Origin of the sequence: Streptomyces harbinensis (genome assembly GCF_900116145.1) — a bacterium.
GTDB classification, from domain to species: domain Bacteria; phylum Actinomycetota; class Actinomycetes; order Streptomycetales; family Streptomycetaceae; genus Streptomyces; species Streptomyces carpaticus.
On sequence record NZ_FPAB01000007.1, the window covers coordinates 277147 to 295114 of the forward strand.

16 protein-coding genes, 1 tRNA gene and 1 riboswitch are annotated in these 17968 nt (G+C 72.1%); of the genes, 11 read left to right on the forward strand and 6 right to left on the reverse strand.

Annotated elements, in window-relative coordinates; translation table 11 throughout:
- The first annotated feature begins 136 nt into the window (after positions 1–136).
- The 8 genes from BM385_RS20545 to BM385_RS20580 all read left to right on the forward strand — a co-directional run bounded on the left by BM385_RS20545 (position 137) and on the right by BM385_RS20580 (position 8750).
- Complete coding sequence (locus BM385_RS20545; protein WP_019435299.1) at positions 137–1525, forward strand: sensor histidine kinase; 1389 nt, start codon at positions 137–139, stop codon at positions 1523–1525.
- Positions 1526–1535: 10 nt separating this feature from the next.
- Positions 1536–2786 (forward strand): cytochrome P450 family protein, encoded by a 1251-nt coding sequence (locus tag BM385_RS20550; RefSeq protein WP_093843952.1) that lies wholly within the window; start codon positions 1536–1538, stop codon positions 2784–2786.
- A gap of 114 nt (positions 2787–2900) precedes the next feature.
- Entirely contained in the window at positions 2901–3935 is a 1035-nt protein-coding gene (locus BM385_RS28275; protein ID WP_026047701.1) for a LysM peptidoglycan-binding domain-containing protein, read from the forward strand.
- A gap of 258 nt (positions 3936–4193) precedes the next feature.
- Positions 4194–4400: riboswitch (cyclic di-AMP (ydaO/yuaA leader) on the forward strand.
- A gap of 3 nt (positions 4401–4403) precedes the next feature.
- A complete protein-coding gene (locus tag BM385_RS20560; RefSeq protein WP_019435303.1) occupies positions 4404–5096 on the forward strand; it encodes a LysM peptidoglycan-binding domain-containing protein in 693 nt (230 codons plus the stop codon).
- A 266-nt stretch (positions 5097–5362) separates the two neighbouring features.
- Positions 5363–6643: a phosphopyruvate hydratase gene (gene eno / locus BM385_RS20565; RefSeq protein WP_019435304.1), complete on the forward strand. Its 1281-nt coding sequence runs from the start codon at positions 5363–5365 to the stop codon at positions 6641–6643.
- A 93-nt stretch (positions 6644–6736) separates the two neighbouring features.
- Positions 6737–7246 carry an FtsB family cell division protein gene (locus BM385_RS20570; protein ID WP_019435305.1) on the forward strand — a complete coding sequence of 170 codons (510 nt, stop codon included), beginning with the start codon at positions 6737–6739 and terminating at the stop codon, positions 7244–7246.
- A gap of 5 nt (positions 7247–7251) precedes the next feature.
- The gene (locus BM385_RS20575) at positions 7252–7824 is read left to right on the forward strand and encodes a DUF501 domain-containing protein (protein ID WP_019435306.1); all 573 of its coding nucleotides are present in this window, start codon (positions 7252–7254) and stop codon (positions 7822–7824) included.
- Complete coding sequence (locus tag BM385_RS20580) at positions 7776–8750, forward strand: Ppx/GppA phosphatase family protein (protein ID WP_093843953.1); 975 nt, start codon at positions 7776–7778, stop codon at positions 8748–8750. Before BM385_RS20575 ends, BM385_RS20580 begins: the two co-directional genes overlap by 49 nt.
- A 6-nt stretch (positions 8751–8756) precedes the next feature.
- On the opposite strand, the gene BM385_RS27300 is transcribed toward BM385_RS20580, so the two are convergent.
- Complete coding sequence (locus BM385_RS27300; protein ID WP_019435308.1) at positions 8757–8897, reverse strand: hypothetical protein; 141 nt, start codon at positions 8895–8897, stop codon at positions 8757–8759.
- 309 nt (positions 8898–9206) lie between these two features.
- Here BM385_RS27300 and BM385_RS20585 point away from each other — a divergent pair, with 309 nt between their 5' ends.
- Positions 9207–10595, forward strand: a complete 1389-nt coding sequence (locus tag BM385_RS20585) for an NAD(P)/FAD-dependent oxidoreductase (protein ID WP_093843954.1) — start codon at positions 9207–9209, stop codon at positions 10593–10595.
- 85 nt (positions 10596–10680) lie between these two features.
- On the opposite strand, the gene BM385_RS20590 is transcribed toward BM385_RS20585, so the two are convergent.
- From BM385_RS20590 to BM385_RS20600, 3 genes are all read right to left on the reverse strand, one after another.
- Complete coding sequence (locus BM385_RS20590; RefSeq protein WP_139275213.1) at positions 10681–11088, reverse strand: hypothetical protein; 408 nt, start codon at positions 11086–11088, stop codon at positions 10681–10683.
- A gap of 54 nt (positions 11089–11142) precedes the next feature.
- Positions 11143–11628 carry a hypothetical protein gene (locus BM385_RS20595; protein ID WP_139275214.1) on the reverse strand — a complete coding sequence of 162 codons (486 nt, stop codon included), beginning with the start codon at positions 11626–11628 and terminating at the stop codon, positions 11143–11145.
- A gap of 251 nt (positions 11629–11879) precedes the next feature.
- Positions 11880–12302 (reverse strand): hypothetical protein, encoded by a 423-nt coding sequence (locus BM385_RS20600; protein ID WP_093843957.1) that lies wholly within the window; start codon positions 12300–12302, stop codon positions 11880–11882.
- A 182-nt stretch (positions 12303–12484) separates the two neighbouring features.
- Between BM385_RS20600 and BM385_RS20605 the strand changes: the two genes are divergently transcribed.
- On the forward strand, positions 12485–13798 hold the full coding sequence (locus tag BM385_RS20605) for an SAM-dependent methyltransferase (protein WP_026047704.1): 1314 nt from the start codon (positions 12485–12487) through the stop codon (positions 13796–13798).
- On the opposite strand, the gene BM385_RS20610 is transcribed toward BM385_RS20605, so the two are convergent.
- Both BM385_RS20610 and BM385_RS20615 read right to left on the reverse strand, forming a co-directional pair.
- A complete protein-coding gene (locus BM385_RS20610; protein ID WP_093843958.1) occupies positions 13785–16325 on the reverse strand; it encodes an ABC transporter permease in 2541 nt (846 codons plus the stop codon). The genes BM385_RS20605 and BM385_RS20610 overlap by 14 nt on opposite strands.
- Before the next feature lie 101 nt (positions 16326–16426).
- A complete protein-coding gene (locus BM385_RS20615; RefSeq protein WP_026047705.1) occupies positions 16427–17197 on the reverse strand; it encodes an ABC transporter ATP-binding protein in 771 nt (256 codons plus the stop codon).
- Between the two features lie 408 nt (positions 17198–17605).
- Here BM385_RS20615 and BM385_RS20620 point away from each other — a divergent pair.
- Positions 17606–17687 (forward strand) — tRNA-Leu (locus BM385_RS20620).
- The last annotated feature ends 281 nt before the right edge of the window (positions 17688–17968 follow it).

Here is a 17968-nt window from a genome sequence, read left to right on the forward strand (position 1 = left end):
TCACCGGGACAGACCCTACCCGAGCCACCCCCGGCACCCGGAATCCGCCTGGGCTCCGGCCACTTCGGCCGGCCGCCCGGAGGCGATCGCCGCCGCCCGGGGAAAAGGGCTGGACCGCGCCCGTAGGGTGGGTGCCATGAGCGAGTCGGGGGCGGGCCGGGCAGGGGAGGCGGAGCCGGGGGGCACCGCGCTGTGGTGGTGGGAGCGGCGGCGCGGCTTCGTGCTGGACGTGGCGCTGGCGCTGGGTTCTGCGGTGGAGTGCGCCGTCCAGGGGATCACGTTCGCGGGCCGCACCGGGCTGCCCGTGGTGGCGACCGCGCTGATCGGCGCGGCGGCCGGGGCCGTGCTGGTGGTGCGCCGGCGGTGGCCGCTGGCGGTGATCCTGGTGTCCATCGCGGTCCTGCCGGCCCAGATGGGCATGGCCATGGCACTGGTCGGCCTGTACACGCTGGCGACCACCGAGGTGCCGCGCCGGATCATCGGGGTCATGGCGTCCATGCTGTGCGTGGGCAACACGCTGGTGATCTTCCTCCTCATCGACCAGGACGCCGGGCTGCGCGAGCAGCCGATACCGCTGTGGTTCACCCCGTTCGTGGCGATTCTGTTCGGGGTGGCCTTCACGGTCCCGCCGGTGCTGCTGGGGATGTACGTCCGGGCCCGCCGCCGGCTGGTGGAGTCGCTGCGCGACCGGGCGGACGGCCTGGAGCGGGAGCTGGGGCTGCTGGCCGAGCGGGCCGAGGAGCGCGCCGAGTGGGCGCGCGGCGAGGAGCGGCGCCGGATCGCCCGGGAGATGCACGACGTGGTCGCGCACCGGGTCTCGCTGATGGTGGTGCACGCCGCCGCGCTCCAGGCGGTGGCCGCCAAGGACCCGGACAAGGCGGCGAAGAACGCGGGCCTGATCGCGGACATGGGACGGCAGGCGCTGACCGAGCTGCGGACCATGCTGGGCGTGCTGCGGGCCGAGGAGAAGCCGCGCGAGGCCCCGGCCGGGGAGAGTACCGGGGTGGCGGTGGAGCCGGCGGACACGGCGGCCGCGGCGGCCCGGCTGGCGGAGATCGCGGCGGCCGGGCGGCGCCCGGCGGCGCGCGGGCCCCGGCTGAGCGAGGTGGCTTCGCTGGTGGAGCAGTCGCGGGCGGCCGGGATGACGGTGGAGCTGTGCGTGGAGGGCGAGCCGCGCGGCTACACCGACCAGGTCGAGTCCACCGCGTACCGGGTGGTGCAGGAGGCGCTGACCAATGTGCACAAGCACGCGGCCGGTGCCGCCGCCCGGGTGCGGCTGGCGCACCGGGAGGGCGAGGTGGCCGTCCAGGTGCTCAACGAGGCCCCGCTGGGCGGCGCCGCCGGCACCGGACCGGCCGCGCTGCCCTCCGGCGGCAACGGCCTGGTGGGGATGCGGGAGCGGGTCACGGCGCTGGGCGGCGGCTTTGTGTCGGGCCCGGTGGACGGCGGCGGTTTCCGGGTCTCGGCGGTGATCCCGGACCGGGACAGGTCCCCGGCCGCACCGGGCGTGGGGCTGGCGTCGTAGCGTCACAGGGGTGCAGAGAAGTGAATGCCCCCAGCTGTTCGGCCGCGAGTTCGGCGCCGACCCGTACCCGGCGTACGCCTGGCTGCGGGAGAACGCCCCGGTGTACAAGGCGGAGCTGCCCAGCGGGGTGGCGGCCTGGCTGGTGACCCGGTACGCGGACGCCCGCGCCGCGCTGGCCGACCCCCGGCTGAGCAAGAACCCCGACCGGCACAGCGCCGCCGCCCACCACAGCGGCCGGGTCGGCATCCCGGGGGAGCGCGGCGCCAACGTCATGACCCATCTGCTGAACATCGACCCGCCCGACCACACCCGGCTGCGGCGGCTGGTGGCGAAGGCGTTCACACCGCGCCGGGTGGCGGCGTTCGAGCCGCGGGTGCGGGAGCTGACGGCCGGGCTGATCGCCTCCTTCGCGGGGCGCGGCGAGGCGGACCTGATCCACGACTTCGCGTTCCCGCTGCCGATCTACGCCATCTGCGACATGCTCGGCGTCCCCCGGGAGGATCAGGACGACTTCCGCGACTGGGCCGGGATGATGCTGCATCCGTCGGGGAAACGGGGCGGGGTCGGGCGCTCGGTGAAGCGGATGCGGGCCTATCTGGGCGACCTGATCCACCGCAAGCGGGCGGATCTGGGGGACGACCTCATCTCGGAGCTGATCCGGGCCTCGGACGACGGGGAGCACCTGTCGGAGGACGAGGCCGCGGCGATGTCCTTCATCCTGCTGTTCGCCGGGTTCGAGACCACCGTCAATCTCATCGGCAACGGCCTCTACACCCTGCTGCGCCACCCGGCGGAACTGGCCGATCTGCGCCGGTCGCTGGCGGCGGGCGAGGAGGAGCTGCTGGCGAGTGCGGTGGAGGAGCTGCTGCGGTTCGACGGGCCGGTGGAGCTGGCCACCTGGCGGTTCGCGCGCGAGCCGCTGGAGCTGGGCGGGCAGCGGGTGGCGGCGGGTGATCCGGTGCTGGTGGTGCTGGCCGGTGCCGACCGCGATCCGCGCCGGTTCGCGCGCCCGGACGTCCTGGATCTGCGCCGCCGGGACAATCAGCACCTGGGGTACGGCCACGGCATCCACTACTGCCTGGGCGCCCCGCTGGCTCGGCTGGAGGGACGGACGGCGATCGGGATGCTGCTGAGTGCGCTGCCGGATCTGCGGCCGGCGGTGGATCCGGACGAACTGCGCTGGCGCGGTGGCCTGATCATGCGGGGACTGCGCTCACTGCCGGTACAATTCACCCCCAGCCATATGACGGAGAGTCAGTAGTGTGATCTGTATGTGATCTCGGTGGGATCAGCTTGTGATCGCACCGGGCCTCGGGCTAGGTTCTGCGCTCAACCGCACCACCTCGTCAATGTTGTTCGCACGAGAGGCAGTCACATGCGCTCCGGCACTGGTCGTCATCGTCGTCCCAAGCAGCCCCCCGCCTTCGTGGTGGCCGCCGGCGTCACGGGAGCGGGCATCGCCCTGCCACTGCTGGGCACGGCGTCCGCGAACGCGGTGAGCCCCGACACCTGGGACGCCGCCGCCGCGTGCGAGAGCGGCGGCGTGTGGACGGCGAACACCGACAACGGTTACTACGGCGGGCTCCAGATCCCGCTGGCGCAGTGGGAGGCCCACGGCGGCACCGACTTCGCCGAGCGCCCCGACCTCGCCTCCCGGGCGCAGCAGATCAAGGTCGCCGAGCGGATGCTGGCGGCGCAGGGCAGGTCCGCCTTCCCCAGCTGTGCGCTGACCACCGGCCTGTGGCAGGAGTTCCGCGCGGACGCGCAGCAGGCCGCGCCGGAGACGGACGCCGGGGACGCGGAGAGCGCCGAGGGCGCCGGGCAGGCCGAGGACGCGCGGGGCAGCGGCTCCGGCGGCACCGAGAGCGGCATCGGGGAGAGCACGCCGGGGGAGACGGCGCGGGACTCCGCCGGCTCCGGGAGCGGCACGGACCGGTCCGCCGACGCATCCGCCGACACGCCGGGCGACACGGCCGCCGACGAGAAGACCGGGCAGGGCACCGGCAAGCCCGCCGGCTCCGCCACCGGTGAGGAGGACGGGGCCACGGCGGACGAGGAGGGCACCGGCCGCCACCGGGGTGAGGCCGCCGACGAACAGGACGGCCGGGCGGGTGAGAACGCGGACGGCACCGGTCGGCACGCCGAACGGCCCGCCGACCGGGCCGGGGAGCGTACGGAGGCGGACGCGGACGGGGCCGGGGACGCCACCGCGCCGGAGGCCGCCGAGGGCACCACGGCGGCGGGTTCGTACGAGGTGATCAGCGGGGACACGCTCTCGCAGATCGCCGACACCCTGACCGTGGAGGGCGGTTGGCCCGCGCTCTACGCCGCGAACGAATCGGTCATTGGCGACAACCCCGACCATATAGTCCCCGGTCTTGAGCTGGAGTTGGGCGCGAAGGCCGATTAAGGGCCGGTATGGCAGGACGACTTCCGTAGGGTGTTAAGTGTGACCATCGTCTCTCTATGCGACGATCGCGCCCGACAGGTCCGCACTGTCCGTTTCCCCGCTGACCTGCGCAGACATCCCCCGTTCGGAGTCAAGCCACGCCCGCGCCGCGATCTTCATCGTTCTTGAATCGTTAGTCGGCGTGTGTTTAGTGTCCCCCGCTCGGTTTTACATACCGGGCACCCCGGCCGTACGCCGAATCCTGCCGCCGGCCGGGGGACCACCACTGCGCCACAACCGCTTGGCAGGAGCGGGGGACCCAGTCCGCCACCCGGCGGCCATCAGCAAGGCCGGGCAGCGGAACGCCGGACCGGAACCCTCCGGTACGGCTCGGGGTGAAGCCGGGACGGATCCGTCCGTCCCGGCCGGGCAACTCACTGACCCGAACCCGACAGCTCACCTCGCAGGCGTCCGGTGAGAAGGATCGTCATGCTGTTCTCCGGCAAGGGCCGTCACCGCCGTCCCTCCAAGCCGACCCGCCTCGCGACCGCCGCCGGTGTCACCGGTGCCGCCGTCGCCATCCCCCTGATCGGTGCCACCGGCGCCAACGCCGCCTCGGTCGACACCTGGGACGCCGTCGCCCAGTGCGAGTCGGGCGGCGACTGGTCCATCAACACCGGCAACGGCTACTACGGCGGCCTCCAGTTCTCCAGCTCCTCCTGGGCGGCGGCCGGCGGCACCCAGTACGCCGCGCAGGCCAACCAGGCCACCAAGGACCAGCAGATCGCCACCGCCGAGGTGCTGCTCTCCATGCAGGGCCCGGGCGCCTGGCCGGTGTGCGGCGCGCAGGCAGGCCTGTCCGCCGGCGGCCCGGCCGCCGAGGTCGACCCCGGTGGCTCCGCCGAGGAGACCCCCGCCCCGGCCGAGGAGGCCCCCGCTCCGGTCGAGGAGGCTCCGGTGCAGGAGGAGGCCCCGGCCCCGGCTCCCGCCCCGCAGTCCACCGCGCCCGCCGAGAGCGCCCCGGCCGCCACCGGCGACACCTACACGGTGGTGTCCGGCGACACCCTGTCCAAGATCGCCGCCGCCCACGGCACCACCTGGCAGGAGCTGTACCAGCGCAACACCGAGGTCGTCGGCGACGACCCCAACCTGATCTTCCCCGGCCAGCAGCTCGCCCTGTGAGCTGACCGACGGTCCGGCGAAACGATCCTCCCGCCCGGCGCGGGGTGGTGAACGGCGGCGCAACCCGCCGTGTCCCCGCCCCGCGCCGGGTTTTCTTCCGCCCGTAAACAAAAAGATGCCCGGCCCGCAAACCGCCTCTGACCTGCTTGAACGCGGACGATGACGGGGTTTGTGGTGAGCTTGTGAGCGGCAGCGGGACCCGGGCCGGTTAGGCTCAGAGGGTTTCAAGACGCCATAAGACGTCCATCCAGACGAAGGAGCCCCTTGTGCCGTCCATCGACGTCGTCGTAGCCCGCGAGATCCTCGACTCGCGGGGCAACCCCACGGTCGAGGTCGAGGTTGGCCTCGACGACAGCAGTACCGGCCGCGCCGCCGTGCCCTCGGGCGCCTCCACCGGAGCCTTCGAGGCGCTGGAGCTGCGCGACGGAGACGCCGGCCGCTACCAGGGCAAGGGCGTGGAGAAGGCCGTGCTGGCCGTCATCGAGCAGATCGGCCCCGAGCTGGTCGGCTACGACGCCACCGAGCAGCGCCTGATCGACCAGGCGATGTTCGACCTCGACGCCACCGCCGACAAGTCCTCGCTCGGCGCCAACGCCATCCTCGGTGTGTCGCTGGCCGTGGCCCACGCCGCGTCCGAGTCCCGTGACCTGCCGCTCTTCCGCTACCTGGGCGGCCCCAACGCGCACCTGCTGCCGGTGCCGATGATGAACATCCTCAACGGCGGCTCGCACGCGGACTCCAATGTCGACATCCAGGAGTTCATGATCGCCCCGATCGGCGCCGAGTCCTTCTCGGAGGCCGTGCGCTGGGGCGCCGAGACGTACCACACCCTCAAGTCCGTCCTCAAGGAGCGCGGCCTGTCCACCGGCCTGGGCGACGAGGGCGGCTTCGCGCCGAACCTGGACTCCAACCGCGAGGCCCTCGACCTCATCATCGAGGCCATCCAGAAGGCCGGCTACACCCCCGGCCAGGACATCGCGCTCGCCCTGGACGTGGCCGCCACCGAGTTCTACAGCGACGGCGTCTACACCTTCGAGGGCAAGACCCGCACCGCCGAGGAGATGACCGCGTACTACGCCGAGCTGGTCGAGGCGTACCCGCTGGTCTCCATCGAGGACCCGCTGAACGAGGAGGACTGGGAGGGCTGGCACACCCTCACCACCCAGCTCGGCGACAAGGTGCAGATCGTCGGCGACGACCTGTTCGTCACCAACCCCGAGCGGCTCCAGCGCGGCATCGACTCCGGCACCGCCAACGCGCTGCTGGTGAAGGTCAACCAGATCGGCTCCCTCACCGAGACCCTGGACGCCGTCGAGCTGGCCCAGCGCAACGGCTACCGCTGCATGATGTCGCACCGCTCCGGCGAGACCGAGGACGTCACCATCGCCGACCTGGCCGTCGCCACCAACTGCGGCCAGATCAAGACCGGTGCCCCCGCCCGTTCCGAGCGGGTCGCCAAGTACAACCAGCTCATGCGGATCGAGGAGATCCTGGACGACGCGGCCGTCTACGCGGGCCGCAGCGCCTTCCCGCGCTTCCAGGGCTGAGAACCCCGTCCGCCGCTGCCGCCGTCCCCGCCACCCGTCCCGTACGGTGGCGGGGACAGCTGTGTGTACCAACGGCGTGACGGGGAGGCTGATGTGGCGGCGGACCGGGACCGGTTCTCCACCGCGACGCGGATCAGGGCGCTGGGCGAGCAGGCCGCCGCCCGGGTCTACCGGGCGCAGAACCGGCGGCTGCGCCGCCCGGTGCGCCGCAGCCGGCTCACCGGCCGGGCCGCGCTCCTCGCGTTGGTCATCGGCACGCTGATCGTGGCGCTGGCCTACCCGTTGCGCGAGTACGTCTCGCAGCGCTCGGAGATCGGCGACGAACGGCGCAAGGCCGAGGAGGCCCGGGAGCGGGTGGAGGAACTGCGGGACGAGAAGGCCCGCTGGCAGGACCCGGCGTACGTCGAGCAGCAGGCGCGCCGTCATCTGCACTACGTGCGCCCCGGGGAGACCGGCTACATCCTGCCGGACCCGCCGGGCGGCACGGAGGGCGACGAGGACGATCCGCTGCACACCCGCGGTGCCCCCGCCAACCGCCCTTGGTACGACAATCTGTGGGACGGCATCGACAAGGCCGACCGAGCGGCACCCCTGACGCGATGAGAGCGATGAAGAACGAGAACCAGAGCGACACGGCCACGGCCCCGGACGGGGCCACGGCCCCGGACCAGGCCACGGCCCCGGACGGGGCCACGGACGCGGACACCGCGGCGGTGGCGGCCCAGCTGGGCCGCGTCCCGCGCGGCCTGCGCGGGGTGGCGCACCGCTGCCCGTGCGGCAACCCCGACGTGGTGGAGACGGCGCCCCGGCTGGAGGACGGCAGCCCGTTCCCCACCACGTACTACCTGACCTGCCCGCGCGCGGCCTCCGCGATCGGCACCCTGGAGGCGAACGGGGTGATGAAGGAGATGACCGCGAGGCTTGCCACCGACCCCGAGCTGGCCGCCGCGTACCGGGCCGCGCACGAGGACTACATCGCGCGCCGGGACGCCATCGAGGTGCTGGCGGGCTTCCCCAGCGCCGGCGGGATGCCGGACCGGGTGAAGTGCCTGCACGTCCTGGTGGCGCACTCGCTGGCGGCGGGCCCCGGCGTCAACCCGCTGGGTGACGAGGCACTCGAAATGCTTCCCGAATGGTGGCGGAAGGGACCGTGCGTGACGGCGGAGGAGACGGACCGGTGAAAGCGGCGGCGATCGACTGCGGTACCAACTCCATCCGGCTGCTGATCGCGGACGCCGATCCGGCCACCGGCGCGCTGAAGGACCTGGACCGCCGGATGGAGATCGTCCGGCTCGGCCAGGGCGTGGACCGTGCCGGCCGGCTGGCCCCGGAGGCCCTGGCCCGCACCCTGGAGGCGTGCCGCCGCTACGCGGGGGCGATCGAGGCGCACGGGGTGACCCCGGACCGGATCCGGTTCGCGGCCACCTCGGCGACCCGGGACGCGGAGAACCGGGCGGACTTCGTCGCCGGCGTCCGCGACATCCTGGGCACCGAGCCCGAGGTGATCACCGGCATGGAGGAGGCGGCGCTGTCCTTCACCGGCGCCACCCGGGAGCTGACCGGCGCGGGCACCGCCCTGGTGGTGGACATCGGCGGCGGCTCCACCGAATTCGTACTGGGGAATCGCGAGGTAAGCGCGGCCCGCAGTGTGAACATCGGCTGCGTCCGGCTGACCGAGCGGCACGCTCTGGCCGACCCGCCGACGGCCGGCCAGATCGCGGCCATGACGGCGGACATCGACGCGGCGCTGGACGAGGCGGGCCGCTCGGTGGCGCTCGCCGGGGCCGACACCCTGGTGGGGCTGGCCGGCTCGGTCACCACGGTGGCCGGGATCGCCCTGGAACTGCCCGCGTACGACCCGGCGGCGATCCACCACTCCCGGATCCCGGCGGCCACCGTGCGGGCCGTCTCCGACCGGCTGCTGACCGCCTCCCACGCCGAACGCGCGGCGATCCCGGTGATGCACCCCGGCCGTACCGACGTGATCGGCGCGGGCGCGCTGATCCTGGCCCGGATCATGGCGCGCACCGGCGCGGCCGAGGTGGTCGTCTCGGAGCACGACATCCTGGACGGCCTGCTGTGGAGCGCGGTGGAACGGGCGTCCTGAGGGCCGTCACCGCCCCACGGCGCAGGAGGCCAGCGCGATGAGCGGCGCCCCGATCACCATCAGGCAGCCGACGCCCACCAGCAGGCGCTCGAGGGGGCCGGCGACCTGGCGCGGCTCGGCGGGCCGCGGGGCGGAGAGCTGGGGCACGGCGTACGGTCCTTCCGGTGATCGGCGGGATTTCACCGTAGGGGCAGTACGCGGATGCCGGGGCGGCGAAGAACTTCGTGAAGTTTTTCACATGGGCGCGCCGCGGTGAGCGGCCGAGGACGGCCGAATCATGATCCACCGGACCCCCCGGCCCCCGGCGCACCACCCGGCGCTCCGGGGGCCGGGGGACAACCCCGCAGGTCGCGGGGGTAAGGGGCGGAAAGGGGCGCGTAGTGTATCAGACGGGTCGCAGAACCTTGTGAAGGGCCTCACGAGGTCCCCCCTCGGGGTGGGTGGATACTCGATGGCATGAGCACCACGGAGCGTCCCCGAATCCTCGTCGTGGGTGGCGGGTACGTCGGTCTGTACGCCGCCCGCCGCATCCTGAAGAAGATGCGTTACGGCGAGGCGACCGTCACCGTCGTCGACCCGCGCTCGTACATGACGTACCAGCCCTTCCTTCCCGAGGCTGCCGCCGGCAGTATCTCCCCGCGGCACGTGGTGGTGCCGCTCCGTCGCGTTCTGCCCAAGGCCGAGGTGCTGACCGGCCGGGTCACCTCCATCGACCAGGACCGCAAGGTCGCCTCGGTGGCACCGATCGTCGGCACCCCCTACGAACTCCCCTTCGACTACCTGGTGGTCGCGCTCGGCGCGGTCTCCCGCACCTTCCCGATCCCCGGCCTGGCCGAGCAGGGCATCGGCATGAAGGGCGTGGAAGAGGCCATCGGGCTGCGCAACCACGTGCTGGAGCAGCTCGACAAGGCCGACTCCACCACCGACGAGGAGGTCCGCCGCAAGGCGCTGACCTTCGTCTTCGTGGGCGGCGGCTTCGCCGGCGCGGAGACCATCGGCGAGGTCGAGGACATGGCGCGCGACGCCACCAAGTACTACGCCTCCATCAAGCGCGAGGACATGCGCTTCGTCCTGGTGGACGTGGCCGACAAGATCCTCCCCGAGGTCGGGCCCAAGCTCGGCGAGTGGGGTCTGGAACACCTCAAGAAGCGCGGCGTCGAGGTCCACCTCAAGACCTCCGTGAACTCCTGCGTGGACGGCCACGTCGAACTGTCCAACGGTGTCGTCGCCGACTCCAACACCATCGTGTGGACCGCCGGCGTCAAGCCCAACCCGGCGCTCGCCCGCTACGGCATCGCGCTCGGCCCGCGCGGCCACGTGGACGTCGACGGCACCCTCCAGGTGCGCGGCACCGACTACGTCTGGGCCGCCGGCGACAACGCCCAGGTCCCCGACCTGGTGCTGCGCGCCCAGGGCGTGGAGAACGCCTGGTGCCCGCCGAACGCCCAGCACGCGCTGCGCCAGGCCAAGGTGCTCGGCGACAACGTGATCTCCGGCATGCGCGGCTTCCCGCAGGGCGAGTACAAGCACGCCTCCAAGGGCGCGGTGGCCGGCCTCGGCCTGCACAAGGGCGTGGCGGCGCTCAAGTTCGGCAAGTTCACGCTGCGCTTCAAGGGCCGCATCGGCTGGTACCTGCACCGCGGCTACCACGGCATGGCGGTCCCCACCTGGAACCGCAAGATCCGGGTCTTCGCCGACTGGACGCTGGGCATGTTCCTCAAGCGCGAGGTGGTCTCCCTCGGCGCGGTGGAGAACCCCCGCGAAGAGTTCTACGAGGCCGCGGCCCCGGTGACGGCGGCGGCGGAAGCGAAGAAGGCCGAAAAGCCGAAGGCGACGGCGAGCTGACACCCCAGCACGCACAAGGGGCCCCACCACACGGTGGGGCCCCTCGCCGTTCCGCCCTCCCCAAACGCCACCGCCGTCACCACGGTCACGGCCGGAACCAGTCCGCGACGACGCTCCGGGAGAACGGATCGACCGCCGGCTCGTCCGGGGTGAGCAGCGTGACCGCCCAGTGCCCGCCCACCCCCGCTCCGGGAGGTGCGGCACGCCAACGGAAGAAGAGCGCGAACGGGCCCTCCCCGGACGCGTCGAGGTCGTAGCCGTTCTCCTCCCAGAACGCGTTCATCGCGTCGTCACGGCAGAAGGTCACGCACTCCGGATACGGGTCCTCCGGCGACCCGGGAAGCTCCCAGCGACCGAGCATCCCCCGGTCGAACCGCTCCTCGTCGAGCAGCAGCCCCGGCCACCGGTCGAGCTGCCGCCCGATGAAGACCCGCACCCGCTCCGGAAAGTCACCCCCCGCGACAAACACGCTCTGCGCCCCCGTCGGCTCCATCAGCACCCCTCCCCTCACCGGGGCATCCGCCGGCCCCTGCCCCGGACGGTCCTTTCACCGTGCACCCCGGGGAGGCAGGTCCGCGTGGCCGATTTCCGCGACCGCTTCCCTGGCCGATGCCGGATCGGCGAGGTAGGAAGGCAGTTCCGGGTGGACACCGTACAAGGTGACATACGCGGTGAGAGGCGCTTCATCGGTGTCGGCCCGCGAGATCGACACAAGGGCGAGGACCGCGAAGCCCTGCTCCCGCGCCCTGGCGAGCGCCGCGTACGCGAAGGTGAACGCCCTGCGCACCAAGGGCTGCCGCCGACGCGCGTCGTCCATGGGCAGATCCCAGTCGACCACCCCCCGGCCGTTCACGGCCGACTCCAGCGCGACGACATCGTGGAACGCGTGGAGGTCCCCGGCGTACCGCTCCAGCAGGCCGCGCAACAGAAGGGCGCCGTCGTCGGTCTTCGTCCAGCCGTCCTCGATCACCTGCCGATGAGCCGCGGAGAGGTCACCGCTGTCGAGTTCTCCGAGGTCGATACCCGTCAGCATCCGCCGCATCGGGTCGTTGGAGCGTGTCCAGCCATGCCTCTTCAGCCCGTGCGGCCAGGACGTCGTACGGCGTCTCCATGGCCTGCCAGGAACCGCTGAATTCTCCATCAGCTGCCCTTCGCGACACCGTCAGCTCCCCACCCCGCGCCCCGACGACGACGGTGAAACCGCCACCCCGGTGACGACGGTCACGCCGGAAACCAGTCCTCGACGAGGCTGCGGGCGAACGGATTCATCGGGCATCCTTCCCCTCACCGGGGCATCCGCCAGCCCCTGTCCACGAGCCCGGAAAACGCGAAGAACGCCGCCCGCTGCTCATCCGGAGTCGCCACCGCCTCGTACGGCGCGGGGGCGAAGATGTCCACCAGCTCACCGGTGAGCTCCCTGGTCTCCGGATCGAAGACGTACATCTGCCGGCCTCCGGATGCCTTGAGCATCGACGAGGAGGTGATGTCAGGACGGCTCCCCTGACAGCAGAGCAGCATGCCTTCCTCGTACATGTCTCGCTGGAGCTTCGCCAGACAGATGAAATGGGCATTCCCTTCATAGCCGGAACTTCCGCTCCGCCGGGTCACCTCGATGCGGAAGGGAGGCCTCGTGGAGGAAAGAGCGAGATCCAGCACCTCCTGCCGGCCCCGGCCGTCGGAAGCGACGATCGACACCCTCTCGGACATCAGCGCCTCCCTCGGCACGGTCGCAGGCCCGCGTGGCGGTTCCCGGGAGGCCGGGCCGCCCACCGTACCCGGGTTCCGTACGGCGCGCCGCCCCCACCCCTGGCGGAATCCCCGGGGCATTCGGGGGGTTCCATGCCATGGTGAGCGGGATTGTCCCCCTCATGTGACGGAGGTGTGTCCGCATGGCCGTTGCCCCTCGACTCGTCGCTCTCGCCGAGCAGATGCTCGGTGCCGCCGTTCCGGTACGGATCCGGGCCTGGGACGGCAGCGAAGCGGGCCCGCCGGGCACGGAGGGCGGGCCCGTCGTCGTGGTGCGCAGCCGGCGGGCGCTGCGGCGGCTGCTGTACAAGCCGGGCGAGATCGGTCTGGCCCGCGCCTGGGTGGCCGGGGATGTCGATGTCGAGGGCGATCTGTACGAGGTGCTCGGCGCCCTCGCCCCGCTCGTCTGGGAGCGGGCGGACGAAGGGCTCGCCGCGCCGTCCGGGCGGCGCCGGCTGGCCGCCGTACGGGAGTTCGCCGCGCTGGCCGGGCCCGGGCTGCCGCCGCCCCCGCCCCGCGAGGAGGTGCGGCAGCGGCGCGGCGGCCCGCTGCACTCGCTGCGCCGCGACCGACGCGCCATCTCCCACCACTACGACGTCGGCAACGACTTCTACCGGCTGGTGCTCGGCCCCTCCCTGGTCTATTCGTGTGCCGTCTGGGACGACAAGACCGCTTCCCTGGAGGAGGCGCAGGCCGCCAAGCTGGATCTGATCTGCCGAAAGCTCGACCTGCGCGAGGGCCAGCGGCTGCTGGACGTGGGCTGCGGCTGGGGCTCGCTCGTCCTGCACGCCGCCCGGCACTACGGGGTGCACGCCACCGGCATCACCCTGTCCGGGGAGCAGGCGGCGCTGGCCCGCCGGCGGATCGCCGAGGAGGGGCTGGAGGAGCGGGCCGAGATCCGGGTGCAGGACTACCGGGAGACCGGGGACGGGCCGTACGACGCGATCTCCTCGGTCGGGATGGCCGAGCACGTGGGCGCGGACCGCTACCGCGAGTACGCCGCCCGGCTGTACGGTCTGCTGCGCCCCGGCGGGCGGCTGCTGAACCATCAGATCGCGCGCCGCCCCGCGCCCGGCGGGGAGCGGGGCGAGAAGGCGTACCACGTGGACGCCTTCATCGACGCCTACGTCTTCCCGGACGGCGAGCTGGCCCCGGTGGGCCGCACCGTGTCGCTGCTGGAGGAGGCCGGGTTCGAGGTGCGGGACGTGGAGGCGCTGCGCGAGCACTACGCCCTGACGCTGCGCGAGTGGGTGCGCAATCTGGAGGAACGCCAGACCGAGGCGGCCGGGCTGACCACCCCGGGACGGGCCCGGGTGTGGCGCCTCTACATGGCCGCCTCGGCGCTGGCGTTCGAACGGGCGCGCATCGGTGTGAATCAGATTCTCGCCGTCCGGATGACCCCCCAGGGTTCCTCCGGACTGCCGCTGCGCACCCGGGACTGGATCACTCCGATTTGATCGCCATCAGCATGTTGAGCTTGGCGGCGCGCCTGGCCGGCCACAGGGCGGCCAGGACGCCGACCAGGGCGGCGAGCCCGAGGAAGACGGCCATCCGGCCCCAGGGCAGGACCAGCTCGTAGGTGTCCATGCCGGTGCGGATCATCTCGCCGACCGCCCAGCCGAAGAACACCCCGAGGCCGATCCCGAGTACCCCGCCGAACAGGGCGATCACCACCGACTCCAGCCGGACCATCCGCTTGATGCCGCGCCGGTCCAGGCCGATGGCGCGCAGCATGCCGATCTCCTGCTGCCGTTCGAAGACGGACATGGCCAGGGTGTTGATGACGCCGAGGATGGCGACGACGACGGCCATGGCGAGCAGCCCGTACAGGATGTTGAGCATCAGGGTGAAGATGAACGCGATGTCCTCGGAGATGTCCTGCTGGTCCTGGACGAGGATGGCCGGGTTGTTGCCCAGCGCCTCCTCCAGCGCCGACTTCGCCGCGTCCGACACGCCGCCGGTGGTGCTCAGCATCACCTGGATGTCCTGCACCCGCTGCATGTGCGGGGTGAGGGTGTCGTTGTCGAGGATGATGCCGCGGATCATCTCGTTGGCCTCGTAGAGGCCGGAGATCGTCAGCTCACCGGTGGCGTTGTCCGCGTACGTCAGGCCGATGGTGTCGCCGAGCGCCCAGCCGTGCTTCTCGGCGGTGGTGGTGTCCACTACGGCGTTGCCGTCGGCCAGGCCGTCGAAGGAGCCCTCCTCGAAGGGCAGGTTGATCAGGTCGGCGATGGAGTCGCCGTCGACGCCGGTCAGGTACTCGTCCTTGGTGGTGCCCGCCAGGTAGGCCGGCGAGGCACGCAGCGCGGAGACGGCGGTGACGTCGGAGCGCTCGCTGAGCGTGCCGGCGATCTCCGGGTCCATGGGGGAGAAGTTCGCGGTGGAGACCACGTAGTCGGCGGTGATGGCCTCGGCGGCCAGCTTGTCGATGGCCTTCTGGACGCTGCCCGCGATGACCGTCATGCCGGTGATGAGGGTGAGGCCGATCATCAGGGCGGAGGCGGTGGCGGCGGTACGGCGCGGGTTGCGCACCGCGTTGAGCCGCGCCAGCTTGCCGGAGATGCCGCCGATCCGCAGCAGCGGGGAGGCGGCGGCGATCACCGGGCGGGACAGCAGCGGGGTCAGCACGAACACACCGACCACGAGGACGGCCGCGCCCAGGCCCATGGTGGCGCCCTGGTCGTCCTGGTTGATGCCGGCCACGACCAGGACACCGCCGATGGCGGCGAGGATCGAGCCGATGGTGTTGCGCACCAGCAGGCCGCGGGTGGTGGCGGCGGCGTGCACGCTGCTCATCGCGGCGACCGGCGGGATCTTCGCGGCGCGGCGGGCGGGCAGGTAGGCGGCCAGCATGGTCACGCCGACGCCGACCACCAGGGAGGCGATGACGGTGGCGGCGGTGATCACCAGCGGGCCGTCCGGGACGGTCAGCTCGAAGGCGTTCATCAGTCCGCGCAGCCCGGCGGCGATGCCGACGCCGGCCAGCAGGCCCGAGACGGCGGCGACCAGGCCGACGAACAGCGCCTCGATCAGCACGGACCGGGTGACCTGGCGGCGGCTGGCGCCGACCGCGCGCAGCAGGGCGAGTTCCTTGGTGCGCTGGGCGACCAGCATGGTGAAGGTGTTGGCGATGATGAAGATGCCGACGAACAGCGCGATGCCGGCGAAGGCGAGCAGCCCGGTGCGCATGGCGCTCATCTGGCTGTTGATCATCTCGGCCTGGTCGTCGGCCAGCTGCTGGCCGGTGATGGCCTCGGCGTCGGCGGGCAGGAGCGCGGTGATCGCGTCCTTGAGCTGCTGCTGGGAGGTGCCCCCGGCGGCTTCGACGGTGATCTGGTCGTAGGCGCCGGGCGCGGTGTACAGGCTCTGCGCGGTGGCGTTGTCGAACAGGACGAGGGTGCCGCCGGCCGCCACGTTGCCGTCGTCGGTGGTGAAGATGCCGGTGACGGTCTCCTCGCGGACCGGGCCGTTGACGGAGATCCGTACGGTGTCGCCGACGGCGTAGCCGGTGCGCTCGGCGGTGCGCGCGTCCAGGGCGATCTCGCCGGTGCGCTCGGGGGCGCGGCCCTCGGACATCGGGTAGCGGGTGTCCTCGCCGCTGCCGTTCTGTCCGGTGAAGTAGTTGCCGCCGCGGGAGTCGAAGCCGCCGCCGACGAGCTTGCCGTCCTTGCCGGCGAGGGCGGCGAAGCCGGACGCCTCGCCTATGGCGCTGTCGGCGCCGGGCAGCGCGGCGACCTGGTCCAGCAGCTCCTGGCCGAGGTCGGCGGCGGCGCCGGGCCCGGCGGCCTCGGCGTCGTTGTCGGGCCGGATGGCCACGTCGACGTGGGTGAGGCCCTCTTCGGCGCTCTTCTGGTAGGCGGAGGAGATGGTCGAGGTGAAGACGAGGGTGCCGGAGACGAAGGCCACGCCGAGGAGTACGGCGAGCGTCGTCATCAGCAGCCTGGCCTTGTGCGCGAGCACATTGCGCAGGGCGGTACGGAGCATGGAGCGGTCCCGGAAGGTGGTGGGTGAAGTCTGCGGAAGGGAGGCGGCGCGGCGGTGGTACGGCGGTACGGTGCCGGCCGGTACGGGTCAGCCGGCGGGCGTCAGCTGGTACGGCCCTTGGCGTCGTACTGCTTCATGTGCTCCAGCACGCGCTCGGCGGTGGGGTCGGCCATGTCGTCGACGATGCGGCCGTCGGCGAGGAAGACCACGCGGTCCGCGTACGAGGCGGCCACCGGGTCGTGGGTCACCATCACCACGGTCTGGCCCAGTTCGCGGACCGAGTTCCGCAGGAAGCCCAGCACCTCGGCGCCGGAGCGCGAGTCGAGGTTTCCGGTGGGCTCGTCACCGAAGATGATGTCCGGCTTGCTCGCCAGCGCGCGGGCCACGGCGACGCGCTGCTGCTGGCCGCCGGAGAGCTGCGCGGGACGGTGCTTGAGCCGGCCGGAGAGGCCGACGGTCTCGATGACGCGGTCCAGCCACTCCGGGTCGGGCTTGCGGCCGGCGATGTCCATGGGGAGCCGGATGTTCTCCAGGGCGTTCAGGGTCGGCAGCAGGTTGAACGCCTGGAAGATGAAGCCGATCCGGTCGCGCCGCAGCTGGGTGAGCTTCTTGTCCTTGAGGCCGGTCAGCTCGGTGTCGCCGATGCGGGCGGACCCGGCGGAGATGGAGTCCAGGCCCGCCATGCAGTGCATCAGGGTGGACTTGCCGGACCCGGAGGGCCCCATGATCGCGGTGAACTCGGCCGCCCGGAACTCCACCGAGACGTGGTCGAGGGCGACCACCTTGGTCTCGCCCTCGCCGTAGATCTTGGTGAGATCCGTGGCCCGGGCCGCCGCGGAGCCGGTCGGGGTGGTCGGGGTCTCGGTGGCGATGGTGGACACGGGGGACTCCTGTCGGACGGGACGGTCTGGCGGGAGGCCGTACGGCACCGACGGCGCGTGCACGACATCCCACGCCCTATCCTTCCGGCCGCGCGCCCCCCGGGGATCCGTCCCGCTGGTGGTTGTGGGGCGTTCTTGAGGGGTACGGCCGGGGCCGGGCTCTCATCCCTGGGTATGACGTCACCCCTGGTGCTCCCGAGGGTTGATTTGCGTCATTCCTCGGGGACGGGCGGGGTACGGAGGGGCCGCTGAGGAGCGGGTCGGGAGCTGATGACCCATCAGGGCCTCATAAAATCAGACAACAACGGTGACAGGCACCGGTGTTCGCCCGTCGTCACCCCGATAAGCTCGGACACACCCTGTTGCGCGCACGCGCTTGGTACGGCTTGGGGATTCTGTGCCCGGATGGTGGAATGCAGACACGGTGAGCTTAAAACTCGCTGGCCTTCGGGCCGTGCCGGTTCGAGTCCGGCTCCGGGCACTCCACAGCATTAGCCGCTGACCTGCGGAAACGCCAGGTCCCGGCCTGGTCTTCGCACCCCGTGGGAACACCGTGGGAACACCCGTGGGGCACGCGCCCCGGGCGGCCGGGGAGCGTACCCGGGACCGTACGGCGGAACGTACGGGTGAGCGTACGGACGCCACCCCCGCTCCACTCCACGGTGACGGCACCGTGCGGGCACCCCCCCGCCCCCCGCCCCGTGTGGCACAGTCCCTCCCCCTCTTCCCTCTGCGCATCGATGTCCGATCACCGGTGCCCGC